The sequence below is a fragment of the Streptomyces sp. NPDC012637 genome, assembly GCF_042954805.1.
Lineage (GTDB): Bacteria > Actinomycetota > Actinomycetes > Streptomycetales > Streptomycetaceae > Streptomyces.
In genome coordinates, this window is the sequence record NZ_JBIBDS010000011.1 from 173,320 (window position 1) to 194,575 (window position 21,256).

General features: G+C 75.0%; 14 protein-coding genes. 4 read left to right on the forward strand and 10 right to left on the reverse strand.

Annotated features, from left to right (window positions below):
- Positions 1 to 29: 29 nt before the first annotated feature.
- The 10 genes from ACFY8W_RS35385 to ACFY8W_RS35430 form a co-directional block, all read right to left on the reverse strand.
- Positions 30 to 746 carry a hypothetical protein gene (locus ACFY8W_RS35385; protein ID WP_391114607.1) on the reverse strand — a complete coding sequence of 239 codons (717 nt, stop codon included), beginning with the start codon at positions 744 to 746 and terminating at the stop codon, positions 30 to 32.
- Between the two features lie 119 nt (positions 747 to 865).
- Entirely contained in the window at positions 866 to 1,591 is a 726-nt protein-coding gene (locus ACFY8W_RS35390) for a cyclic nucleotide-binding domain-containing protein (protein ID WP_391114609.1), read from the reverse strand.
- A gap of 258 nt (positions 1,592 to 1,849) precedes the next feature.
- Entirely contained in the window at positions 1,850 to 4,450 is a 2,601-nt protein-coding gene (locus tag ACFY8W_RS35395; RefSeq protein WP_391114612.1) for a polynucleotide kinase-phosphatase, read from the reverse strand.
- Positions 4,447 to 6,027: a 3' terminal RNA ribose 2'-O-methyltransferase Hen1 gene (locus tag ACFY8W_RS35400; RefSeq protein ID WP_391114614.1), complete on the reverse strand. Its 1,581-nt coding sequence runs from the start codon at positions 6,025 to 6,027 to the stop codon at positions 4,447 to 4,449. Before ACFY8W_RS35400 ends, ACFY8W_RS35395 begins: the two co-directional genes overlap by 4 nt.
- 98 nt (positions 6,028 to 6,125) lie before the next feature.
- Positions 6,126 to 7,037: a homocysteine S-methyltransferase gene (gene mmuM, locus ACFY8W_RS35405; RefSeq protein ID WP_391114617.1), complete on the reverse strand. Its 912-nt coding sequence runs from the start codon at positions 7,035 to 7,037 to the stop codon at positions 6,126 to 6,128.
- A 165-nt stretch (positions 7,038 to 7,202) separates the two neighbouring features.
- Positions 7,203 to 7,898, reverse strand: coding sequence for a 4'-phosphopantetheinyl transferase superfamily protein (locus tag ACFY8W_RS35410; protein WP_391114620.1), 696 nt, complete (start codon positions 7,896 to 7,898; stop codon positions 7,203 to 7,205).
- Positions 7,895 to 8,785: a metallophosphoesterase gene (locus ACFY8W_RS35415; protein ID WP_391114622.1), complete on the reverse strand. Its 891-nt coding sequence runs from the start codon at positions 8,783 to 8,785 to the stop codon at positions 7,895 to 7,897. The genes ACFY8W_RS35410 and ACFY8W_RS35415 overlap by 4 nt, the downstream gene beginning before the upstream one ends.
- 87 nt (positions 8,786 to 8,872) lie before the next feature.
- The gene (locus tag ACFY8W_RS35420; protein WP_391114625.1) at positions 8,873 to 10,633 is read right to left on the reverse strand and encodes a lanthionine synthetase LanC family protein; all 1,761 of its coding nucleotides are present in this window, start codon (positions 10,631 to 10,633) and stop codon (positions 8,873 to 8,875) included.
- A complete protein-coding gene (locus ACFY8W_RS35425) occupies positions 10,630 to 13,842 on the reverse strand; it encodes a thiopeptide-type bacteriocin biosynthesis protein (protein WP_391114628.1) in 3,213 nt (1,070 codons plus the stop codon). The genes ACFY8W_RS35420 and ACFY8W_RS35425 overlap by 4 nt, the downstream gene beginning before the upstream one ends.
- A 127-nt stretch (positions 13,843 to 13,969) precedes the next feature.
- Positions 13,970 to 14,116 (reverse strand): hypothetical protein, encoded by a 147-nt coding sequence (locus ACFY8W_RS35430; RefSeq protein WP_391114631.1) that lies wholly within the window; start codon positions 14,114 to 14,116, stop codon positions 13,970 to 13,972.
- Between the two features lie 408 nt (positions 14,117 to 14,524).
- Between ACFY8W_RS35430 and ACFY8W_RS35435 the strand changes: the two genes are divergently transcribed.
- The 4 genes from ACFY8W_RS35435 to ACFY8W_RS35450 form a co-directional block, all read left to right on the forward strand.
- A complete protein-coding gene (locus tag ACFY8W_RS35435; RefSeq protein ID WP_391114632.1) occupies positions 14,525 to 16,417 on the forward strand; it encodes an HAD-IIIC family phosphatase in 1,893 nt (630 codons plus the stop codon).
- Positions 16,414 to 16,653, forward strand: coding sequence for a phosphopantetheine-binding protein (locus tag ACFY8W_RS35440; RefSeq protein ID WP_391114634.1), 240 nt, complete (start codon positions 16,414 to 16,416; stop codon positions 16,651 to 16,653). Before ACFY8W_RS35435 ends, ACFY8W_RS35440 begins: the two co-directional genes overlap by 4 nt.
- Complete coding sequence (locus tag ACFY8W_RS35445) at positions 16,650 to 17,522, forward strand: alpha/beta fold hydrolase (protein ID WP_391114637.1); 873 nt, start codon at positions 16,650 to 16,652, stop codon at positions 17,520 to 17,522. Before ACFY8W_RS35440 ends, ACFY8W_RS35445 begins: the two co-directional genes overlap by 4 nt.
- Positions 17,523 to 17,976: 454 nt before the next feature.
- Positions 17,977 to 21,256 (forward strand): beta-ketoacyl synthase N-terminal-like domain-containing protein (locus ACFY8W_RS35450; protein WP_391114640.1); only part of this gene is annotated, 3,280 nt, incomplete at its 3' end.

A 21,256-nucleotide genomic window follows, 5' to 3' on the forward strand; every position in this document is an offset into this window, starting at 1 on the left:
CGCGGGCCCGGCCCCCCCGGTGGGGGGTTTTATGTTAACAACCTTGGCGGGGGGGGGGGGGGGGGGCCGGGCCGCCGGGGGGGGGGCCCCCCCCCCCCCCCCCCCCCACCGCCGGTCTCTGGTGCCAGCGGCGGCTCCGGCAGCCGCGGCACGTGGAACCAGGCGTCCTCCGCGGTCTCCTTGGCGACCACGGCGGCCCGCCGGTAGTGGTCCGGCTCGACGTAGCGGCCGCCCTCGACGACCACGTTCCGGTAGAGCCAGTCCGACACCACGATCAGCAGGTCGACGTCCGGGGCGTCCGCCATGATCCGTCGGGCGGGCGCGCTGTCGCACAGCCGGCAGGCCAGGTCGACGGCCCGGCCCACGAGACCGCGGCCGTCGTCGAGGACGAGCCCCGCGTTCATGCCGACGCGCAGCCGGAGCCGGCCGCGGCTGCGCCCGTTGTGCGCGCGCAGGCTCTCGTAGAGCGTGTCTATCCAGCGTCCGACCATGAGCGCCGGAGGCACGTCCGGGCGCAGTGCGGCGAGGATGCCGTCGCCGCGGTCCTCCTGGTGGACGGTGCCGGGCTCGATGCCCACGGAGGCGTACGCCTCTCCGAAGGCCTCGTAGACGGCGGCGCGGGCGAGCCGTTTCCCGTCCATGCCGAGGCGTCCGGAGCCGACGACGTCCCCGAAGACGACGAGGCGGTGGAGGGCACCCGCACTCGCCCCCTGGTCCGCTCCCGCGCTCGCTCCCGTAGTGCTCACTCGGACTCCTCCGATGTGCTCCGATGTGCTTCGGTGCTGTTCCGGGCCGGCCTGCCGCCGGTCGGGGTGGTGGTGACGGGTCCAGCCTGGCGGCTGTGGCCCGTGGGCGATGTAGCCGTTTACACAGCCGGGGGTCGTTTGTCCGATGGTTGTGCGCCGGGGTGTGCGCGCCCCTGTGCGAGCAGCACGAGGACGGGCATGTCGACCACGACCACGGTCCGTTGGGCGGTACGGACGACTCCCTGCTCGCGCAGCAGCCGCAGCGCCTTGGCCACGGCTTCCCGGGTCGCCCCGATGGCCGCCGCCAGGTCGTGCTGGGGCAGCGGAAGTTCCAGTACGGTGCCGGACTCGGCGCGCCGGCCGGCGCGTTCGGCGAGCTCGACGAGCCGGGCGGCGAGCCGCTGGAGCACGGTCTCCGAGGCCAGTGAGCGGCGTTCGACGTCGGCGCTGCGCAGCCGGGTGACGAGCTGCCGCATGATCAGCGAGGTGGCGTGCGGCCGGGCGGCCAGGAAGCGCCGGAAGCGGTCGCCGGAGATCGACACGGCCTCGACCTGGCCGAGCGCCGTGACGGTGGCACTGCGCGGCCTGCGGTCGACGGCCGCGAGGTCGCCGACCACCTCGCCGGCGCCGCGCAGCGCCAGGATGAGCCGGGCGCCGCGCTCGGTGCCGACCGAGACGACCGACCAGCCGGAGAGCAGGGCGAGGACGTACACGGTGGTGTCCCGCTCCCGGATCATGATCTCGCCGGGTTCGTAGTGGCGCGGGGCGCCCTCGGCGAGCAGTGCGCGGCGGTCGTTCGCGGGGAGGGCGTGGAGGAACGACCGGTCCTGGCCGAAAAGACTCAACGGTCGCTCACACCCCCGCACGACATCGCGCATTTCGCGTGCTTGTTCGCTCCACGGCGAGCATCAACACGCAACCGCAGTCACATTGTTGACGCTCCGTCACACCGTGGGGTGAAGAACGCTAGGGCCACCGGAAGAATCACGTCAACGCGGCCGGGGGCGAACACGAGGGGCGCAAGGGAGCGCTGTTTTCAGCCCCCTTGCGCCCCCTGTGTGACGGTCGCACGCGCGCCCCCCGCGGGGACGCCCTCCGAACGGTCAGAGCCGCGGGTCCACCGGCTCCGACTCCAGGGCCAGGACCGCGAAGACCGCCTCGTGGACCCGCCACAGCGGCTCGCCGCCCGCCAGCCGGTCCAGCGCCTCGAGGCCGAGCGCGTACTCGCGCAGGGCCAGCGAGCGCTTGTGGCCGAGGTGCCGCTCGCGCAGCCGCTCCAGGTTGTCCGGACGGGTGTACTCCGGGCCGTAGATGATCCGCAGGTACTCCCGGCCGCGCACCTTCACGCCCGGCTGCACCGGGCGCCCGTCGGTGCCCGTGGCCACGGCCGCGAGCGGCTTGACCACCATGCCCTCGCCACCGGCCGCGGTCAGCTCCAGCCACCAGTCGGTCCCGGCCCGTACGGACGCCCCGTCGGCCGGGTCGACCACGAGCCGCCGCGTGACCTGGAGCAGTCCGGTCGGGTCGTGCTCGACCAGCCGGTCGAGCCAGGCCAGCTGCTCGTCGTGCGGCACGGCGGCCAGCGAACGCCCGGGCGCGGCGAGCACCTGGAACGGCGCGAAGCGCACGCCCTCCAGGCCCTCGGTCGGCCAGCAGTAGCGCCGGTACGACTCGGTGAACGCCGCGGCGTCCGCCGCCCGCTCGCGCTGCCGGCCGAGCAGCCCGTCGACTCCCGGCACGCCTCGTGCGACCGCCTGTTCGAGCGCCCCCAGCGCGCCGGGGAAGACCGCCCGCGACGCCGCGCCGACCGCCGCGTACTGGGAGCGCAGCAGCCCGGCCGACTTCAGCGACCACGGCATCAGCTCGCCGTCGAGCAGCAGCCAGTCCCCCGCGCCGGAGGCGCTGTCCGATGCGGCGAGCTCCTCCCAGAGGCCGGCGGCGCCGATCGCCGCCCGCAGCCGCCCGAGGACCAGCTCGGTTGTCTCCGGATCGTCGAAGAACGGCCGTCCGGTACGGGTGTGCAGCGCGCCGGTCGGACCGTCGACGCCGAAGTGCTCCCGCGCCGCCGCCGCGTCCCTGCAGACGAGGGCGACGGCCCGCGAGCCCATGTGCTTCTCCTCGCACACCACCCGCTCGACGCCGTCGGCCGCGTACTGCGCGAACGCCTCGGCCGGGTGCTCCAGGAAGCCCTCGACCCTCGACGTCGCCGTCGGCGCCATGGTCGGAGGCAGGTACGCGAGCAGCCGCGGGTCGACCGCGAAACGGCTCATGACCTCGAGGGCGGCGGCCGCGTTCTCCTCACGGACCGCCACGTTCCCCATCAGCCGCGTCTCCACGACCCGGCGCCCGTGCACGTCGGCCAGGTCGAGCGGCCGGCCCTGGTGCCCGCCGGGCGCCTCGGTCGCGAGCGGCCTGGCCGGCTCGTACCAGACCTTCTCCGCCGGTACGTCGACGAGCTCGCGCTCCGGCCAGCGCAGCGCGGTCATCTTCCCGCCGAACACGGCTCCGGTGTCCAGGCAGATGGTGTTGTTGATCCAGGCGGTGTTCGGCACGGGCGTGTGACCGTAGACGACGGTCGCCCGGCCCCGGTAGTCCTCCGCCCACGGGTAGCGCACCGGCAGCCCGAACTCGTCGGTCTCGCCGGTCGTGTCCCCGTACAGGGCGTGCGAGCGCACCCGGCCGGAGGTGCGGCCGTGGTACTTCTCCGGCAGACCCGCGTGACAGACGACCAGCTTGCCCCCGTCGAGGACGTAGTGGCTGACCAGACCGTCGACGAACTCCGACACCCGGGCCCGGAACTCCTCCGGCTCGCGCTCCAGCTGCTCGATCGTCTCGGCGAGGCCGTGGGTCTCCTGCACCTTGCGGCCGTGCAGCCAGCGGCCGAGCTTGTTCTCGTGGTTTCCGGGCACGCACAGCGCGTCCCCGGCGGCCACCATGCCCATGACGCGCCGCAGCACACCCGGGCTGTCGGGGCCGCGGTCGACCAGGTCGCCGACGAAGACGGCGGTCCGCCCCTCCGGGTGGCGGCCGTCGACGTAGCCCAGCTTCGCGAGCAGCGTCTCCAGCTCGGAGCGGCAGCCGTGGACGTCACCGATGATGTCGAACGGCCCGGTGAGGTGCCGCAGGTCGTTGAAGCGCTTCTCCAGGACGACCTCGGCCGCCTCCACCTCCTCCACGCTGCGCAGGACGTGCACCTTGCGGAAGCCCTCGCGCTCCAGGCCCTTCAGGGAGCGGCGCAGCTCGCGCCGGTGCCGCTGGACGACGTGCCGGGGCAGGTGCGCGCGGTCGGGGCGGGCCGCGTTGCGCTCGGCGCACACCGCCTCGGGCAGGTCGAGGACGATCGCGATCGGCAGCACGTCGTGCTCACGGGCGAGCTGGACCAGCTGCCGGCGCGCCTCGCGCTGCACGCTGGTGGCGTCGACGACGGTGAGCCGCCCGGCCGCCAGCCGCTTGCCGGCGATGTAGTGGAGGACGTCGAAGGCGTCCTTGCTGGCGCCCTGGTCGTTCTCGTCGTCGGCGACCAGACCGCGGCAGAAGTCCGAGGAGACGATCTCGGTCGGCTTGAAGTGGCGCCGGGCGAAGGTCGACTTGCCGGATCCGGTCGCGCCGATCAGGACCACGAGGGAGAGGTCGGTGACGGGCAGCGTACGGCTCCGGGTCTCGGTGGCGCCGGTGGCGTCGGTGGTCTCGGTGGCGTCGGTCATGCCGCGTCCTCCTTCGGGCTCTGGTCGGTGCTGCGGTCGGTGGTGTGGTCGGGCTTCCGGTCGCGCTGGCGGTCGGTGTTGCGGCCGGTCTTCCGGTCGGTGTTGCGGTCGGCGTCCTGGTCGGTGCGGGTGAAGGCCGCCATCTGGGTGGGCGGGCCGACCTCCGGGTCGTCGGGTCCGACGGGCGTGAACCCGACCTCGTACCCGTACGCCTCGGCGACGCGCGCCGCCCAGGACCGGAACTCCGCCCGGGTCCATTCGAAGCGGTGGTCGTGGTGCCGGGCGTGTCCGGCCGGCAGCGACTCCCAGCGCACGTTGTACTCGACGTTCGGGGTCGTCACGAGCACCGTCCGCGGCCTGGCCGAGCCGAACACCGCGTATTCGAGCGCGGGCAGCCTCGGCAGGTCGAGGTGCTCGACGACCTCGCTGAGCACCGCCGCGTCGTAGCCGGTCAGCCGCTTGTCGGTGTACGCGAGGGAGCCCTGGAGCAGCTTCACGCGGGCGGCCTGCCGCTCGCCCATCCGCTCGAGGCGCAGCCTGCGCGCGGCGATCGACAGGGCACGCGCCGACACGTCGACGCCGACGACCTCGGTGAACCGCACGTCCTTGAGCAGCGCCTGCACCAACTGCCCCTGTCCGCAGCCGAGATCGAGGACACGGCCGGCGTCGGCGGCGCGCAGGGCGGCGAGGATGGCCTCGCGGCGCTGCTCGGCGAGCGGCACCGGCCGGTCCGGCCCCTCTTCTTCGAGAAGCACGGTCCTCGTCTCGTCGACCGCGTTGTCGACGTCCTCGACGGCGAGGCCGTCGGCCTCGGCCAGCCGCACCAGTTCCAGGCGCTCGGTCGCCTCGCGGGTCAGGCCCCAACGGCGCGACAGGTAGCGGCTGGTGATCAGCTTCTGCTCCGGGTGGTCGGCGAGCCAGCCGTCACCGGCGCGCAGCAGCTTGTCCACCTCGTCCGGCGCGACCCAGTAGTGCTTGGCGTCGTCGAGCACCGGCAGCAGCACGTAGAGGTGGTTCAGCGCGTCGGCGAGCCGCAGCTCGCCCTCCAGGACGAGCCGTACGTAGCGGGAGTCTCCCCACTCGGGGAACTCCGGGTCGAGCGCCACCGGTTCGGCCGTCACCGTGTCCCAGCCCAGCGGGCCGAACAGCCGCGTCACCAGCTCCGCGCCCCCACGCGCGGGCAGCGCCGGGACCTCGATCCGCAGCGGCAGCGGGGCGGCGGCCCGCTCCGGCAGCGCGGCGCAGCTCCCGTGCAGCGCGCTCTTGAACACCTTGGCGAGCGCCACGGCGAGCAGCGAGGAGGCGGCGTACGGGCGGTCGTTCACGTACTGCGCGAGGGCCGCGTCCGGGGCTCCGCCCCGGCCCTTGCCCTTGCCGCGGCGCACCAGCGCCACGGGGTCCACTTCGAGCAGCAGCGCGGCAGTGCACCGCTCGGGGCCGGCCTCGGGGTAGAGGACGTGCGCCGTGCCGTGCGAGGTCGAGAAGGACTGCGCCTTCCCGGGATGCTTGTGCAGGAGAAAGCCCAGGTCGGTGGCGGGTTTCTCGGCGGTGCCGGTGGTGCTGATCGTCAGGAACATGCGTTCCAGCATGGCCTTTGGCGCGGCCCGGTCACAACGTATTTCGCGAGGGCGGGGGGCTGCGGCTCGGGGTCGCGGTCACGGCTTGGGGGTGGCTGTCACGGCGTGGTGGTCAGGCTCGCGGCCAGGGCGGCGACGGTGTCCGGGCCGACGCGGCAGCAGCCGCCGATCAGTCGCGCCCCCGAGGTGCGCCAGCCGGCGGTGGTGGTCGGGGCGAAGGTGGTGCCGCCGTGCCAGCGCCGGGTCCCCGCGTCCCATCGCTCCCCGCTGTTCGGGTAGACGACGACCGGCTTGCCGGTCACGGCCGCGGCGATCTCCGCGGCGGGCCCCGCGTCGGCCGGGTCGCAGCAGTTGACGCCGACCGCCACCACCTGGTCCAGGCCCGCGGCGAGCCCGAAGGCGTCCTCGAGCCGCTGCCCGGCCCGGGTGTGCGCGCCTTCCACGGTGTACGAGAGCCAGACCGGCACCGCCCCGGACCGGCCGACGGCCCGGAGCAGGGCCTCGGCCTCGTAGACGTCGGGCACCGTCTCCAGGGCGAGGACGTCCGCCCCGGACTCGGCGAGGACCTCGATCCGGGGCCGGTGGAAGCGTTCGAGCTCGGCCACCGACATCCCGTACCGGCCGCGGTACTCGCTGCCGTCGGCGAGCATCGCCCCGTACGGCCCGACGGAGGCCGCGACCCAGATCTCCCGCTCCGTCCGCTCCCCCGCCGCCCGGGCGAGCTCCACGCTGCGGGCCAGGAGGCTTGCGGTCCCGGCGCGTTCGATGCCACGCCGGGCGAAGCCCTCGAAGGTGGCCTGATAGCTGGAGGTGATGACGACCTGGGCGCCGGCGCGTACGTAGGCAGCGTGCGCCGCCTCGATCTGCTCGGGCGCGTCGGCGAGCAGCCGCGCGGACCACAGTGCGTCGGACAGGTCGCAGCCCTGCGCCTCCAGTTGGTTGGAGAGCCCTCCGTCGAGGACGAGCACCCCTTCACCGAGGGCGGCGGCGAGCGAACGGTCCGGTTTCATCGGTCACCCCTGCTGCGAACGGTCCAACGGTCGAACGGTCCTGCGCGGAGATCGTCTCTCCTCCCTGCACGGTACCTCCCCGCCCGGCCTCCGTGCCCTGATCCTGCCCCGCTCCTGCCCTGCTCCAGCCCTGTCCCCTGCGTCTGCCCTGCCTCCGGGGACGGCTCAGACGACCGTGATCGCGGTGAGCAGGAGTCCCCGCTCGGCGAGCCAGCGCCCTTCGAGCCGGTCGGGCAGGGCGGCGCCGGCCGGCGGGGCGAGAGGCAGGATGCGGGCCGTGAAGCCGCCGCCGCGGCGGCTGCCGCCGTCCGGGCCGTCGCCCAGGCCGTCGTCCAAGGTGAAGGTGAGGGCCGCGTCCTCGAAGTCCAGGCGCTGACGGGTCCAGGGGTACCAGGACTTGTACACGGCCTCCTTCGCGCTGAACAGCAGTCTGTCCCAGCGGACTTCGGGCTCCGTCCGCGCCAGGTCGCGCAGGTGCCGCTGCTCCCCGGGCAGGGCGACGGCTCCGAGTACGCCGTCGGGCACGGGCTCGTTCGGTTCGGCGTCGATGCCGAGGGCGGCGACGGCGGGCGAGCGGGCGGCGACCGCCGCGCGGAAGCCCGCGCAGTGGGTGATGCTGCCGAGGACGCCCTCGGGCCAGACCGGAGCGCCGTGCGGGCCGGGAAGCAGCGCCGCTGCGGGTGCGCCCAGGCCCGCCAGGGCCTGCCGGGCGCACCAGCGGGCGGTCGTGAACTCGCGGCGCCGGGTGTCCACGGCCTTCGCGATCAGCGCGGCCTCCTCCGGGTGGAGGTCGCCGGGCTCGGCGACGTCCTCGAAGGCGTCCACGGCGACCACGCCCTCCGGCACCAGGCGTTCGATCACTTGCCCTCCTCGGACTCGGGTTCCTTCGGCTTGAACCCGACGGGCTCGGGCTCCTCGGGCAGGATGCTGCGGAGGCCGACGTCCGGGTGGCGCGGGCGGCTCCACTCGCGCGGGTAGCCGACCGACACCTCCTCGAAGCGGACCCCGTCGTGCCAGGTGGTCCGGGGGATGTGCAGATGGCCGTAGACGACCGTGCGGGCCCGGAAGCGGAGGTGCCAGTCCGCGGTCCGCTCCGTGCCGCACCACTGGGCGAAGTCGGGGTAGCGGAGGATCCGGGTGGGTTCGCGGACGAGCGGGTAGTGGTTGACGAGCACCGTCGGCAGCTCCGGGTCACAGTCCTCGAGCCGCTTCTCGGTGAGCGCGACGCGGGCCTCGCACCAGGCCTCGCGGCTCGGGTACGGGTCGGGGTGGAGGAAGAACTCGTCGGTGCAGACGATGCCGTTCTCCTCGGCGCGGGCGAGGGACTCCTCCTTGGTGGTGACGCCGGGAACGCGGAACGAGTAGTCGTACAGCACGAAGAGCGGCGCCACCGTGACCGGGCCGCCCGCGCCGTGCCACACGGGGTACGGGTCCTCGGGCGTCAGGACGCCGAGGCGGCGGCAGAGGGCCACCAGGTGCTCGTACCGCTCCTGGCCGCGCAGTCGGACCGGGTCCTCCTTCGGCGTCCACAGCTCGTGGTTGCCGGGCGTCCACACCACCTGTGCGAAGCGCTCGCTCAGCAGGGACAGGGCCCACTCGATGTCCTCGGACAGCTCGCCGACGTCTCCGGCGACGAGCAGCCAGTCGTCGTCGGTCGTGGGCCGCAGCGACTCCACGATCGCCCGGTTCTGCCGGTAGGCGACGTGCAGGTCGCTGATGGCCAGCAGGCGGCCCTTGCTCTCGGTCATGCCGTCGTTCCTGTCGTCGGTCGGTTCCGGTGCGGCCCGAAGGCCCGGCCGGAAGGGCGTGGCCGGAAGGCGGTGCTCACGCGGTGGTCACGAGGTCAGGAAGACCGCGTCCCAGTCCGCGCGGAGCCCGTCCGCGGGGAGCCCGTCCGCGGGGAGCCCGTCCGCGGGGAGCCCGTCCGCGGGGAGCCCGTCCGCGGCGGTCACCCCGGCGGATCCGTCGGTGGCGAATCCGTCCGTCGCGACCCCGTGCGTGGCGACCCCGTCCGTGGCGGCGGCCGGGGCCCGCGGTCCTTCGGCGTGTGCCGCCTCCGCGTAGCCGAGGAGGGCCAGGGCCACGCCGGCGGCGCCGTCGATGAGGGACGGGCTCTCCAGGACGACAGTACCGCCGGGAGTCCGGACCAACTGACGGTATCCGAAAGCGGATTCGGTGTCGTGGAGGGAGACCAGCGCGTCCGCCAGGCGGTCGGCGCCGCGCCACAGCGCCGGCTCGCCGGTGCGTTCGGCGAGCCGGACGGCGGCGTGCAGGACGCCCGCGAGGCCGTGGCAGAAACCCGGGTCGTCGCCGCCGAGTTCGGCGAGCGGCCGGGCGAGGAGCGCGGTCGTCGCGTCGACGGCCAGGCGGGAGACGGCGGCGTCGCCGAGCTCCGTGCCCGCGAGGTGGAGCGCTCCGGCGATGCCGGCGGTGCCGTAGCACCACCCGGCCCTCGTCGTGGCGCCCCGGGCGGGCGGTGCGGCGCCGGTCTCCTCCTCGAAGGCGACCCGGCCGGGCCACGCCACCGCGCCGTGCCCGTCCTCGTACGCGTGACCGCCCAGCCAGTCGGCGATCCGCCGGACCGCGTCGAGGACGCCCGGCACGCCGTGGCCGGCCCGGTGGGCCAGCGAGAGGAGGGCGAGGGGGCCGCAGACCCCGTGGGCGGCGCCCGCGTTGAAGTCGCCGCGCGGATAGGCGTCCCGGTCGCGGGGCACCGCGTAGCGCTCGGGGGAGCACCACCAGCCGGGGACCTCGACGCCGTCGACCCGCCGCGGTCCGCTGAGCGCGACCAGCAGGGCGAGGACGTCCTCCAGGGCCTCCGCGGCCCGCTCGTCGCCCCGGACGGCGGCCGCGAGGAGGACCCTGCCCTGGCCGGTGAGCCCCGCGACGACGTCGTAGTCGAGGTACGAGAGCCCGGCGTCCGCGCGCTCGCGCAGCGCGGCGGTCCGGCCCCGGGCGTGCTCGGCGAGCACCCCGGTGGCGCGTTCAAGGAGCCGGGCGTAGCCACCGGTGGCCTCGGCGCCGAGCAGCGCGGGCAGCACGAGGTTCCCGACGGCAGCGGGCCCCTCACGCGGGGCGAGGGCGGTGGCGGCGGCGAGGTGCGCGTGCGCGGCCGCGCGCCACGCGTCGTCCTGCCGCGCGCAGCGGTCGTGCAGCAGCCCGACGCCGGGATGCCCGAGCAGCACGGAGGCCGGCTGCCACCCGGGCAGCATCAACTCCCCCGGCACCCCGGCGAACTCCTCCGCGGTGACCCGGGCGACCCGCTCGGGATCACGCAGCCGCTCGGCGACGTCGAGCGCGACGCGAAGCGCGGAGTCGCGCGAGCGCGCGCCGGGGGCGGTGCTGGGGTCAGGGGTGGAGAGGCCGGCGTCAGGGGTGGAAAGGCCGGGGCCGGGGGCGGAAAGGCCGGAGCCGGGGGCGGAAAGGCCGGAACCCAGGGCGGAGGGGCCGGAACCCAGGGCAGAGGGGCTGGAGCCCAGGGCGGAGGCGCGGGCCGGGATCGCGTCGAGGCCCGAGCCGTGACCGGGCTCAGCAGTCGGCCCACGGCCGGGGCGCGGGGGTTCGGCGTTCGGGTCGGAGTGGCGGGTGGGGGTCATCGCTGGTGCCTCTTCCTGCTGAGGGCGAGGGCCAGGCCTTCGCGGGCCGTCACGTGCGCGAGGACCTCCTCCTCGCGGCGGGGGCCGATGAGCCGGTTGCAGTGCATGTGCGCGAGGCTCAGCGCGACCGGGGCCCGGCGGTACGGGGCGAGGGCGCCGCGCAGGGCCGCCAGCGTCTCGGCACGGGCGGCGCGCGGCGCCGACTCGGCGGCGCCGGAGAAGAGGTCGGCGACGGCCTCCTTCGTGGCGCGGGCGACCTCCGAGCGCCGGGACAGGAAGCGGGGGTCGCCGAGCCAGTCGAGGACCTCCTCCGGGCTGCCGAGCCCGGTGAGGAGGTCGAGGACGCCGAGCGCGGCCCGCGTGACCACGGGCAGGCCGTCGCCGCCACCTGCCAGCTGCGCCAGCACGGCCGCACTGTCCGCGTGGAAGACCCGTTCGGCGTGGCCGAGCGCCGCCGGGCCGCCGTACCGCTCGGTCTCGGGGTCGTACGTGTCGAGCACCAGCCGGTCGGCGAGGCCGGCGTCCCGCAGCTCCTCCGCCCACTCCCGCACGGCGGGCAGCAGCACCGGCCACAGGGTCTCCGGCTTGCCCTGGAAACGCAGGCGCAGATGCGGGTCGGGGTCCGCGTAGCGGAGGAAGAACCAGCCGTCGGCCCCGGCGGCGCGCACCGCTTCCGATCCGACGAGCCGGCTCACGTGCCGGGAGAGGACCTGGTCCTGGAGGCCGTCGGGGACGTACAGCTTGGCGTACAGCCACTCGCCGCCGGGCAGCACGGCGCGCCGCCCGGCGGGCGCCGGCGCGGCGGGCCGCGCGGCAGGGGCGGCCGCGGGGCGGGGCCGGCGGGCGAAGAGGGGGACGACGAGTTCGCAGGCGTGCGGGCCGTCGGGACCGGCGAACCAGCCCGTGCCCTCCGGGCCGCCGTACCACTCCGTGACCACCAGGCCCTGCGGCCGCTTCACCTCGTCGTGCAGGACGAGCAGATGGCGCGGGTCGTCCAGGTCGACCGTGACCCGGTTGTCCGCCCGGGCGAGCAGGACGTAGCGGGGCACTCCGAGGCGCAGTCGCCACGCGGCGACAGCCTCGCGCCAGCCCGGTCCCGTGCCGTCGGCACGGGCGGCGGCGTCCTCGCGCAGCGCGCCGTCCGGGAGCCAGCGGGCGGGCGCGAGCACGGTGCGGCCCAGCCGGACCCGGGGCAGGGCCGGGGCGGCGGCCCAGGATCCCCAGTTCCAGGGGGCGCACCAGTCGTGGCCTTCGTAGCCGAGGTCGAGCAGGAAGCGGGCCACGTACGGCAGGTGACCGCTGCTGGGATTGAGCATCGAGTGCGACACCGGGCGCACCGTCCGGCCCGTCGGCGTGTGGACGACCCACATCCGGTTCAGGTCGGCGTGGACGGCGAGGTCCTCGGGACGCAGGTCCGTGACGTCGCCGTCGGCGGCGGAGGCCGGGACACCGAGCGGGATGCGGTACGGGAGCAACGGGGGAACGGTGGCGACGTTCGCGGAACGGGCGACGCGGGGCCGGTACGCGACGGTGGCGACCAGCTCACCGGGCGGGGCCCACGGTCCGTCTTCGGACGGACCACCCGCCGGGGCCTCGGCCGCCCCCTCCGGCCCCTCCAGCCCCTCCGCCCGCGCCACGATCGCGCCGAGTGCCGCGCCGTCGTCCCCCAGGACCGGTGCGAAGCGTCCGAAGGTGGCGCCGGCTCGGGGCGAGCCGGGGTTGGCGCCCAGGACCAGGCGGAAGTCGCCGGCGAGCAGGGCCTCCCAGCTGCCGGCGGCGAGTTCGGCGCCCAGTTCGAGCGAGGCGGGCACTCCGCGCTCCGGGGCGGTGCCGTCCGTCGGCTCGCTCGGCGTGCCCAGGGCGTCCAGCGTCGCCTCGTCGAGGACGATCTCGGCCGTGCCGCCCCCGCTCCCGCCCTGGCTCCGCAGCGCGGCCAGCAGCAGCTCTCCGAGGAGCTGGTCGCGGCGGCGGCCGTCCGCCGAGGGGGCCGCGGGATCGGCCGGTGCGCCGTCCGCGCCGGTGCCGCTCCGGTAGGTCTCGGGGAGGCCGAGGCCCCGTGCCTCGTCGAGGAGTTCGAGCAGCGGTACGGCGCGCTCGGTGCCGTACCGCTCCAGGAAGGCGAGGTGGTACGCGCGCAGGTGCGGCATGCCCGGGCGGGTGACCGTGGTCCGCCAGAGGGCGGCGGCGGCCCGCTCCGCCTCGCGGCCGACCTCGGCCGGCAGGACGAGCCGCGCGTCGATCCGCAGGTCCGACTGGATCAGGTCGTCGGCCTCGCGCAGCGCCCGCATCCGGGCGGTGACCTCGGCGAGCGCCGGGCCGCGCCGGGCGGGCGGTGCCGTGTCCAGGGCGGCGAGCCCCGCGCGTATCCCGGCGAGGGCCCGCGGCAACGGGTGGTCGATGCCCGCGAGCCGGTCGAGGACGTGGTCGAGCGGGGCCGTGTGGTCCGGCGGCGGCATCAGGTCGCTCAGCAGGAAGCCGCTGCGGACCAGTTGCTCCACCGTCCGCTCCACGGTCGCCGCCGGGGCCTGCGGGAAGCGCTCGGCGAGTCCGGCGACGAGCTCGGGCCAGGCGACCGGCTCGGCGGCCCGCTCCAGGACGTGGGCGACGACCGCGCTCGACCGCACGGAGTGCGCCAACTGCCGCTTCCCGCTGGGATCGTGGTGGTCGACGAGGACGACGCGGCCGTCCCGTACGGTGCGCAGCGGGTTGGCGGTCAGGGCGGCGCGCTCGCGCAGGCCGGGGGCCGTGACGACCTCGTCGGCGAGCAGGCCGTACAGCCAGGCCGCGTCGGGCCGGCTCGCGCTCCGGTGCGCGTCGCCGACCTCCCGCACCACGCCGGCTCCGGTGCCGTCGTCGGTGCCGGCGAGCGCTACGCCCGCGAAGTGGCCGAAGGGCGTTGCCCGGAAGGTCGTACGGAGGCGGTACTTGGTCAGCGAGACGACCGTCCGTACGAGTCGCTTGCGCTTGACCGGGGCCCCGGCCCGCACCTTCTCCGCCTCGTCGGCGAGGCTCGGGCTGGCCAGTCGTACCGCCGCCAGGAAGACCGGGTCGGCCGAGAGCCGCACGACCTCGGCCCGCAGCGCCTCCTCGGAGGCGGGTTCGGCGGCGGCGACGGACGCCGGAGGCGCGCCGGCGGCGGTCGGCACGGGGCGGGCGGCGGCGCGCAGCAGCACCGTCCCGGCGGCGTCGAAGATCTCGCTGTCCGTCACGTGTCCGTCCCCGGTCCGTTCTGTGCGTGCGTACATGTGCGCGTACGTGGCAGTGACATGGGTGCGCCGGGCGGCGCCGGCCCCGGAGGGCCGTGCCGCCCGGCGCGAGATCAGCCGGTGGGGCCGATCAGCAGTGCCAGGACGTGACCGGGCAGGAGAGACAAGTGCCCGTACCCGTGAAGGACTTGGCCTCCATCGCGGGGGCGTCCTGGACCACGGCCTCCAGGTCGAGGTCGAGGTCGAACTCCAGCTCTGCGGTCAGTGCAGTCGCCATGTGTTCCTCCAGAAATCGCGGTCGCTGCGACGGCCGGGTCGGCCGGCCGCCGATCACGCCGTTGTGCGGAGCAAGATCTAGGCGGGCTCGCCAAACCACGACTTAAGAGGACCTAATCCCGCTCTGACGCCGCTCTGCCGCCGACCTGACGCCGCCCTCCCGGCACCTCGCCCTCACCGCACCCTCGCCGTGCCTGCACGTCCCCCCCTGGCACGCCCTCGCCGTCACCTTGCCGTCCCCGCACCGCTTCCACCGCGCCCCCGCCGTCCCTCTCCTCGCCGCCCCCTCGCCCTCCGGCCTCCGCCTCCGCCAAGATCCACAAGTCCCGGCATAGACGGCTGTAAGAGCGGCTTTAGAACGCTCGCCAAGCATGGCCGACGTCGCACCCGACGTACGGGAGAGCTGGGAATGGTCGAGAAGACGGACGACGACACACTGCGGTCGCTGCACGAGCGCGGCCGGGTGGCCGCCGAGTACCCGCGGGTACGGGCGCTGGTCGGCGCCGCCGACGCCGCCGGACGGCGCTGGGCGGGCAACCTGCTGGCCCGCATCGGCCCGGACGCCGTGCTCGCCGAACACCCGGACACACCGGTGGTGTCGGTGGCCTTCACCGGGCACAGCACCGTGTCAGGCCTCGTCGCGCCGGTCACCGCCGAGCTGGCCCGGCACGGACTGCTGCTGCGCCCGCACGTGTCCGACTTCGACAGCTACGTGTTCGACCTGTCGGACACCGGGAGCGAGCTGTACGCGGAGAAGCCCGACGCCGTCGTGTGCCTGCTGGACGCCTCCGTCGTCTTCGACGAGGTGCCGCTGCCGTGGCGGCCCGACGACGTGGCACGGGTCTTCGACGAGAAGCTTCGGCTGCTCGACGGCCTCGCCGGTGTGTTCGACAGCGTGGGCCGCGGCACGCTGGTCCTCAACACCCTTCCGCTGCCGCGCGAATGGCCGGCGCAGCTGGTAGCGCTGCGCGACCGGGCGCGGCTCGGCGCGGTGTGGCGGGAGGCCAACGCGCGCCTGCTGCGCCTGATGGACGAGCATCCCTCGCTGACCGTCCTCGACCTCGACCCGCTGCTCGGCGCGGACCTGCCGCTGCGCGACGACCGGCTCGGCGTCTACACGCACACCGAGCTGTCGCCCGAGGCGCAGGCGGCGTACGCGGGCGAGCTGGCCGACGTGTTCCGCGCGACCACCGGGCGGGCGAAGAAGGTCCTGGTCCTCGACCTGGACAACACGGTGTGGGGCGGGATCCTCGGCGACGACGGGATCGAGGGCATCGAGGTGTCCGGCTCCTACCGTGGCGAGGCCTTCCGCAGGCTGCAGCGTTCGGCGCGGCAGATCGCCTCGCAGGGCGTGCTGCTCGCCGCGGTCAGCAAGAACGACCTGGAGCCGGTCCGCGAGGTGCTGAGCTCGCACCCGGACATGACGCTGCGCGAGGACGACTTCGTACGCGTCGTCGCCAACTGGCGTCCCAAGCACGACAACCTGCGCGAGCTGGCCGCCGATCTGAACCTCGGCGTCGACAGCTTCGTGTTCGCCGACGACAGTCCGTACGAGTGCGGCCTCGTCACCCGCGAGCTGCCGGACGTCGCTGTGGTCGCGCTCGACGACGAGCCCGCGCTGCACGTCGAGAAGCTGCTGCGGGACGGCTGGTTCACCGTACGGGACGTCACGGCCGACGACCTCAAGCGCCCCGAGCGGTACCGCGAGGAGCTGGACCGCAAGGACTTCCTGGACAGCTTCTCGTCCCTCGACGACTACCTGCGCGAGCTCGACGTCAAGGTGCGGTTCGCGGACGCCTCACCCGCCGAACTGGCCCGGGTGTCCCAACTGACCCTGCGTACCAACCAGTTCAACCTCACCACCGAGCGGCTCCAGGAGGCCGAGGTGGCCGAGCGGGCGGCCGCGCCGGGCTCGCTCGTCCTGACCATCCGCTCCGCCGACCGGTTCGGCGACAACGGCGTCGTCGGCGCCGTCCTCGCCCACCGCGACGAGGACGCCCTCGTCATCGACAACTTCCTGCTCAGCTGCCGGGTGTTCGCCCGCGGCATCGAGCAGGCCTGCCTCTCGGCGCTCCTCGGCCACGCCCGCGAGCAGGGCCTGAGCACGGTACGGGCCGGCTACCGGCCCTCGGCCAAGAACGGCAAGGTGCGGGACTTCTACCCCGCCAACGGCTTCACGCCGGCCGCCCCGGGCGGCGACCCCGACGGCTCGCCCGTCCTCTTCCGTCACGACCTGGCGGACATCACCGCGCCGCCGGAGCACGTCCGGCTGACCCTGAGCCTGGGAGGGCTGCACCAGTGAAGAACCTCGACGACTTCCTCACCCTCGTGGAGAGCGAGATCGGTCTGTCCCTCACGCCCGCGACGGTCGGCGCCGGATTCGACGAACTGCCCGGCTGGGACTCGCTCCACCTGCTGACGCTGCTCACCGCGATCGAGCGGGAGACCGGGCAGCGCGTGCCGATGACCCAGGTCCTGGAGTCGACCAGCCTCCACGACATCTTCGTGCTCACGGCGGCACGGACGGTGGAGACATGACCGGCGCCTCCGTCGGGTCCGGTACGACCGTGCCGGCCCCCCGGGGCCCGGTCCAGGACCGGGCCCCGGGCCCGGGCCCCGGCCGGGGCCCTGCCCGCTCGGCGTATCTGCTGCCCCGGCAGCCCGACCCGACGCGGGCGCCGCTGCGGCTGTTCTGCTTCCACCACGCGGGCGGCGCGGCCTCCTCGTTCTCCGGCTGGCAGGAGCGTCTGGGCGGCGGCGTCGCCGTCGTACCGGTGCAGCTGCCCGGCCGCGAGCACCGGGTCAAGGAGCCCCGGCTGCGCGAGTTCGCGCGGCTCGTCGACGAGCTCGACGAGGCGCTCGACCCGCTGCTCGACGCTCCCTACGCCTTCTACGGGCACAGCATGGGCGGCATCGTCGCCCACGAGCTGACCCGGCGGCGGATCGAGCGCGGCCTCACCCCGCCCCGTCAGCTCCTCGTCGGGGCCTGTCCGCCGCCGCACCGGCCGCACGTGGACGCCGACGTCCCGCCGGAGCGGCGCACCGACGAGGAGCTGACGGCGTGGATGGCCGGCCTCGGCGGGCTGCCCGAGCTGGTGCGGCGCTATCCGGAGTGGCTCCGGCTCGCCGTCGCCGTGCTGCGCGACGACCTGAGCCTCGTGCACAGCCACACCTCCGGCCCGGGAGCCGCCGCGGCCGATCCGCTGCCGGTCCCGGTCCGCGCGCTCGCCGGGTCGAGCGACCCGCTGGTGACACCCCGGCTCGCCGCCGAGTGGGCCCGTCACACGACGGCCGACTTCCGGGTGTTCACCCTGACCGGCGGGCACTTCTTCCACCGCTCGGCACCCGGCATCGTGCTCCGGCTGATCGCCTCGCTGCTCGCCGCCGAGCACAGCGCCCGCTCCTGAGCGGGGCGGCCGGGACGTCGGGGTCGGAGGGCGGCCCGGACCTCGGAATCCCGGACCTCCGAATCCCGGAGGCTTCGGGCCGGACCTCGGAGTCCCGGATGGCTTCGGGCCCGACCTAGGAGTCCCGGAGGCTTCGGGCCCGACCTAGGAGTCCCGATGGCTTCGGACCCGCCTAGGAGTCCCGGAGGCTTCGGACCCGCCTAGGAGTCCCGGAGGCTTCGGGCCCGGCCTCGGAGTCCGGGGCGGCCCGGATCTCTGAGTCCCGGACCTCCCGGTGCAACGCCACGCCCCCGCGCCCTCGCCCCCCTCATCCCCTCGCCCCCCTCATCCCCTCGGCCCCTCACCTCCCCGCGGCTCCCCCACGCTCCAAAGCTCCACCACCCCACACCCCCACACCCTCCATCCCAGCTCGACCCGCAAACCCGCGCATACCGAAATTCGGAGACGGTAGACGATGACTGCTGCACCCCACCCCGTCGTACTGTGGCCGGTCTCGGCGCCCGGGCCGGCCTCCCTGCGAGCCCGCGCCGCCGCGGCCGCGGAACTGCTCGACAGCCTCACCGGCCTCTCCCCGGCGTCGGCCGCGGCCGCGCTGACGGCGGCCGACGAGGCCGCCGGGCACCGTGCCGTGGTCCTCGGCCGGGACCGCGACGAACTGCTCGCGGGGTTGCGGGCGCTGGCGGCCGGGCGGGGCGAGGACGCCGCCGACGCGGAGGTGCGGCAGGGCCGGCTGCCGGAGGACGGCGCGGCAGCCGGGGCCGTCTTCGTCTATCCCGGATTCGGCGCGCACTGGGACGGCATGGGCGTCGACCTGCTCGACGGCTCCGAGGCGTTCCGGAACAGTCTCACCGCCTGCGCCGACGAGCTGCGCCCGCTGGTCGGCTGGGACCTGCTCGACGTCCTGCGGGGCACCGACGGCGCGCCGAAGCCGGAGTCCGCGGCGGTCGTGATGCCGGCCCTGGTGGCCGTGATGATCGCGCTGACCGAGGAGTGGCGCTCGCTGGGCGTCGAGCCGGTCGCGGTGGTCGGGCACAGCATCGGCGAGATGGCCGCCGCGCACGCGTGCGGGGCGCTGTCCCGGGCCGAGGCGCTGCGGATCGCGGCGGTGTGGGGTGCGGCCCTCACCGACGAACTCGCGGGTGGCCACGGCATCACGGCAGTGCTGATGTCCGCCGATGAGCTGCGCGGGCGGGTCGCGCCGTGGGACGGCCGGCTGGGGCTCGCCGCCGTCAACGGTCCCGGCTCGGTGACCGTCTCTGGCGAGGAAGAGGCGCTCGCCGAGCTCGAGGCGGCGCTGGCCGCCGAGGGCGTGCGCACCCGCCGGATCCGGTCCGACGTTCCGGTGCACGTGGCGCAGGTGGACGCGATCACGGACCGGCTGCTCACGGAGCTGCGGACGGTACGGCCGACCGCGTCGCGGATCCCGTTCTACTCCTCGGCGCTGGGCGCCGCGGTGGACACGACGGAGCTCGACGGGCCGTACTGGGCGGGGCAGTTGCGCCGTCCGGTGCAGTTCGAGTCGGCGGTACGCGCGCTGCTCGCCGACGGTCACGGCGCGTTCCTGGAGGCCGGACCGCATCCCGTGCTCAAGATGGCCGTCCAGGAGACGGTCGAGGACACCGGTCTGGCGGCGGACGTCGTGGTGGCGGGGTCGCTGGTGCGCGACCGCGACGGGCGGCAGGCCCTGTCGGAGACGTTCGCCGACCTGTGGACGCACGGCCTGCCCGTCGACCTGACCCGCGCGGCGGTCCTCCAGCGGGCCGAGGACCGGAGCGCGGAGGGCGAGGGGTCCGAGGACCGGAGCGCGGATGAGCCCGCGCGTCTGGAGCTGCCTCCGTACGACACCGCCGCGGACGCCGCCGACGCGGCCCGATCGGTCACCGAACTCCGTGCCGAGATCGACGCGTTGACGGAGGAGGACCGTCGCCAGCGTCTCCTGGAGGTCGTACGGGAGCAGACCGCGGACGCGCTCGGGGCCGATAGGGACGCCGCGCTCGGCGCGCCCGGCGACACGTTCCGCGACCTCGGCCTGGAGTCCTCGGCCGCGGTCGCGCTGCGCAACCGGCTGGCCCGGGCGCTCGGCCTGCGGCTGCCCGTGGCCGTCGCCTTCGACCACCCCACGCCCGACGCGCTCGCCACCCACCTGCACGCACTGCTGTACGAGACGGCCGCGGCCCCCGGGACCGTGCGCCGCCGCGCGGACGTCGATCCCGGCGAGCCGATCGCGATCGTCGGCATGGCCTGCCGCTACCCGGGCGGGGTGTCCTCGCCCGAGGACCTGTGGAAGCTCGTGAGCGAGGGCACCGACGCCATCGGGCCGTTCCCCGAGGACCGGGACTGGGACGAGGACCTGTACGACCCCGACCCTGAGGCCGTCGGCAAGTCCTCGACGGCGCGCGGCGGATTCCTCTACGGGGCGGGCGAGTTCGACGCCGGCTTCTTCGGCATCAGCCCGCGCGAGGCGACGGGCATGGACCCGCAGCAGCGGCTGCTCCTGGAGACGGCCTGGGAGGCGTTCGAGCGGGCGGGCATCGACCCGACGACCCTGCGCGGCAGCGACACCGGCGTCTTCGCCGGCACGTACGGCCTGGAGTACGGCCCGCGGCTCGCGGACGCCGCCGAGGGCGGCGTCGACGGCTACCTCCTGACGGGCCAGTTCGGCAGCGTCGCATCCGGTCGCATCGCCTACACCCTGGGCCTCGAAGGCCCGGCGATCACCGTCGACACCGCCTGCTCCTCGTCGCTGGTGGCGCTGCACCTCGCGGTGCGCTCGCTCCGCCAGGGCGAGTGCTCGCTGGCGCTGGCCGGCGGCGCCGCGATCATGGCGAGCCCCGGCATGTTCGTGGAGTTCAGCCGGCAGCGCGGGCTGTCCGCCGACGGCCGTTGCAAGGCCTTCTCCGCCACGGCCGACGGCACCGGCTGGAGCGAGGGCGTCGGCCTGCTGCTCGTCGAGCGGCTCTCCGACGCCGTCCGTAACGGCCACCCGGTCCTCGCCGTCGTGCGCGGCACCGCGGTCAACCAGGACGGCGCGAGCAACGGCCTCACGGCACCCAGCGGCCCTTCGCAGGAGTCCGTCATCCGCCAGGCCCTGGCCGACGCCGACCTCGGCGCGGACCAGGTCCACGCGGTCGAGGCCCACGGCACGGGCACCCGCCTCGGGGACCCGATCGAGGCGCAGGCCCTCATCAACACGTACGGCGCCGGCCACGACGCCGAACGCCCGTTGTGGCTGGGCTCGTTGAAGTCGAACATCGGCCACGCCCAGGCCGCCGCCGGTGTCGGCGGCGTCATCAAGATGGTCATGGCGATGCGGAACGGGGTGCTGCCCCGGACCCTGCACGTCGACGAGCCGACCGACCACGTCGACTGGTCGGACGGCACCGTACGACTCCTCACGGAGCAGCGGGCCTGGGACGCGACGGGTGACGAGCCGCGCCGCGCGGGCGTGTCGTCCTTCGGCATCAGCGGGACCAACGCGCACGTCGTCATCGAGCAGGCACCCGAGGACTCCGCAGCCGATGCCGGGCAGACCGAACCGGCCGCCCTGCCCTGGCTGTTGTCGGCCAAGACCGAGCAGGCACTGCGCGACCAGGCACGCCTCCTCCACACCTACACCACCGAACAACCCGACACCCCCCTGCACGAGGTCGCGGCAGCCCTCGCCGCCCGCGCCCGCTTCGACCACCGCGCCGTCATCCACACCACCGGCGACCGCGCAACCCTCCTCACCGCAC

Excerpts from the sequence above, each read along its gene's own strand:
- ACFY8W_RS35395 (WP_391114612.1), bottom strand. The coding sequence starts at position 4,450 with ATGACCGACGCCACCGAGACCACCGACGCCACCGGCGCCACCGAGACC.
- ACFY8W_RS35400 (WP_391114614.1), bottom strand. The coding sequence starts at position 6,027 with ATGTTCCTGACGATCAGCACCACCGGCACCGCCGAGAAACCCGCCACC.
- mmuM (WP_391114617.1), bottom strand. The coding sequence starts at position 7,037 with ATGAAACCGGACCGTTCGCTCGCCGCCGCCCTCGGTGAAGGGGTGCTC.
- ACFY8W_RS35415 (WP_391114622.1), bottom strand. The coding sequence starts at position 8,785 with ATGACCGAGAGCAAGGGCCGCCTGCTGGCCATCAGCGACCTGCACGTC.
- ACFY8W_RS35420 (WP_391114625.1), bottom strand. The coding sequence starts at position 10,633 with ATGACCCCCACCCGCCACTCCGACCCGAACGCCGAACCCCCGCGCCCC.
- ACFY8W_RS35430 (WP_391114631.1), bottom strand. The coding sequence starts at position 14,116 with ATGGCGACTGCACTGACCGCAGAGCTGGAGTTCGACCTCGACCTCGAC.
- ACFY8W_RS35435 (WP_391114632.1), top strand. The coding sequence starts at position 14,525 with ATGGTCGAGAAGACGGACGACGACACACTGCGGTCGCTGCACGAGCGC.
- ACFY8W_RS35445 (WP_391114637.1), top strand. The coding sequence starts at position 16,650 with ATGACCGGCGCCTCCGTCGGGTCCGGTACGACCGTGCCGGCCCCCCGG.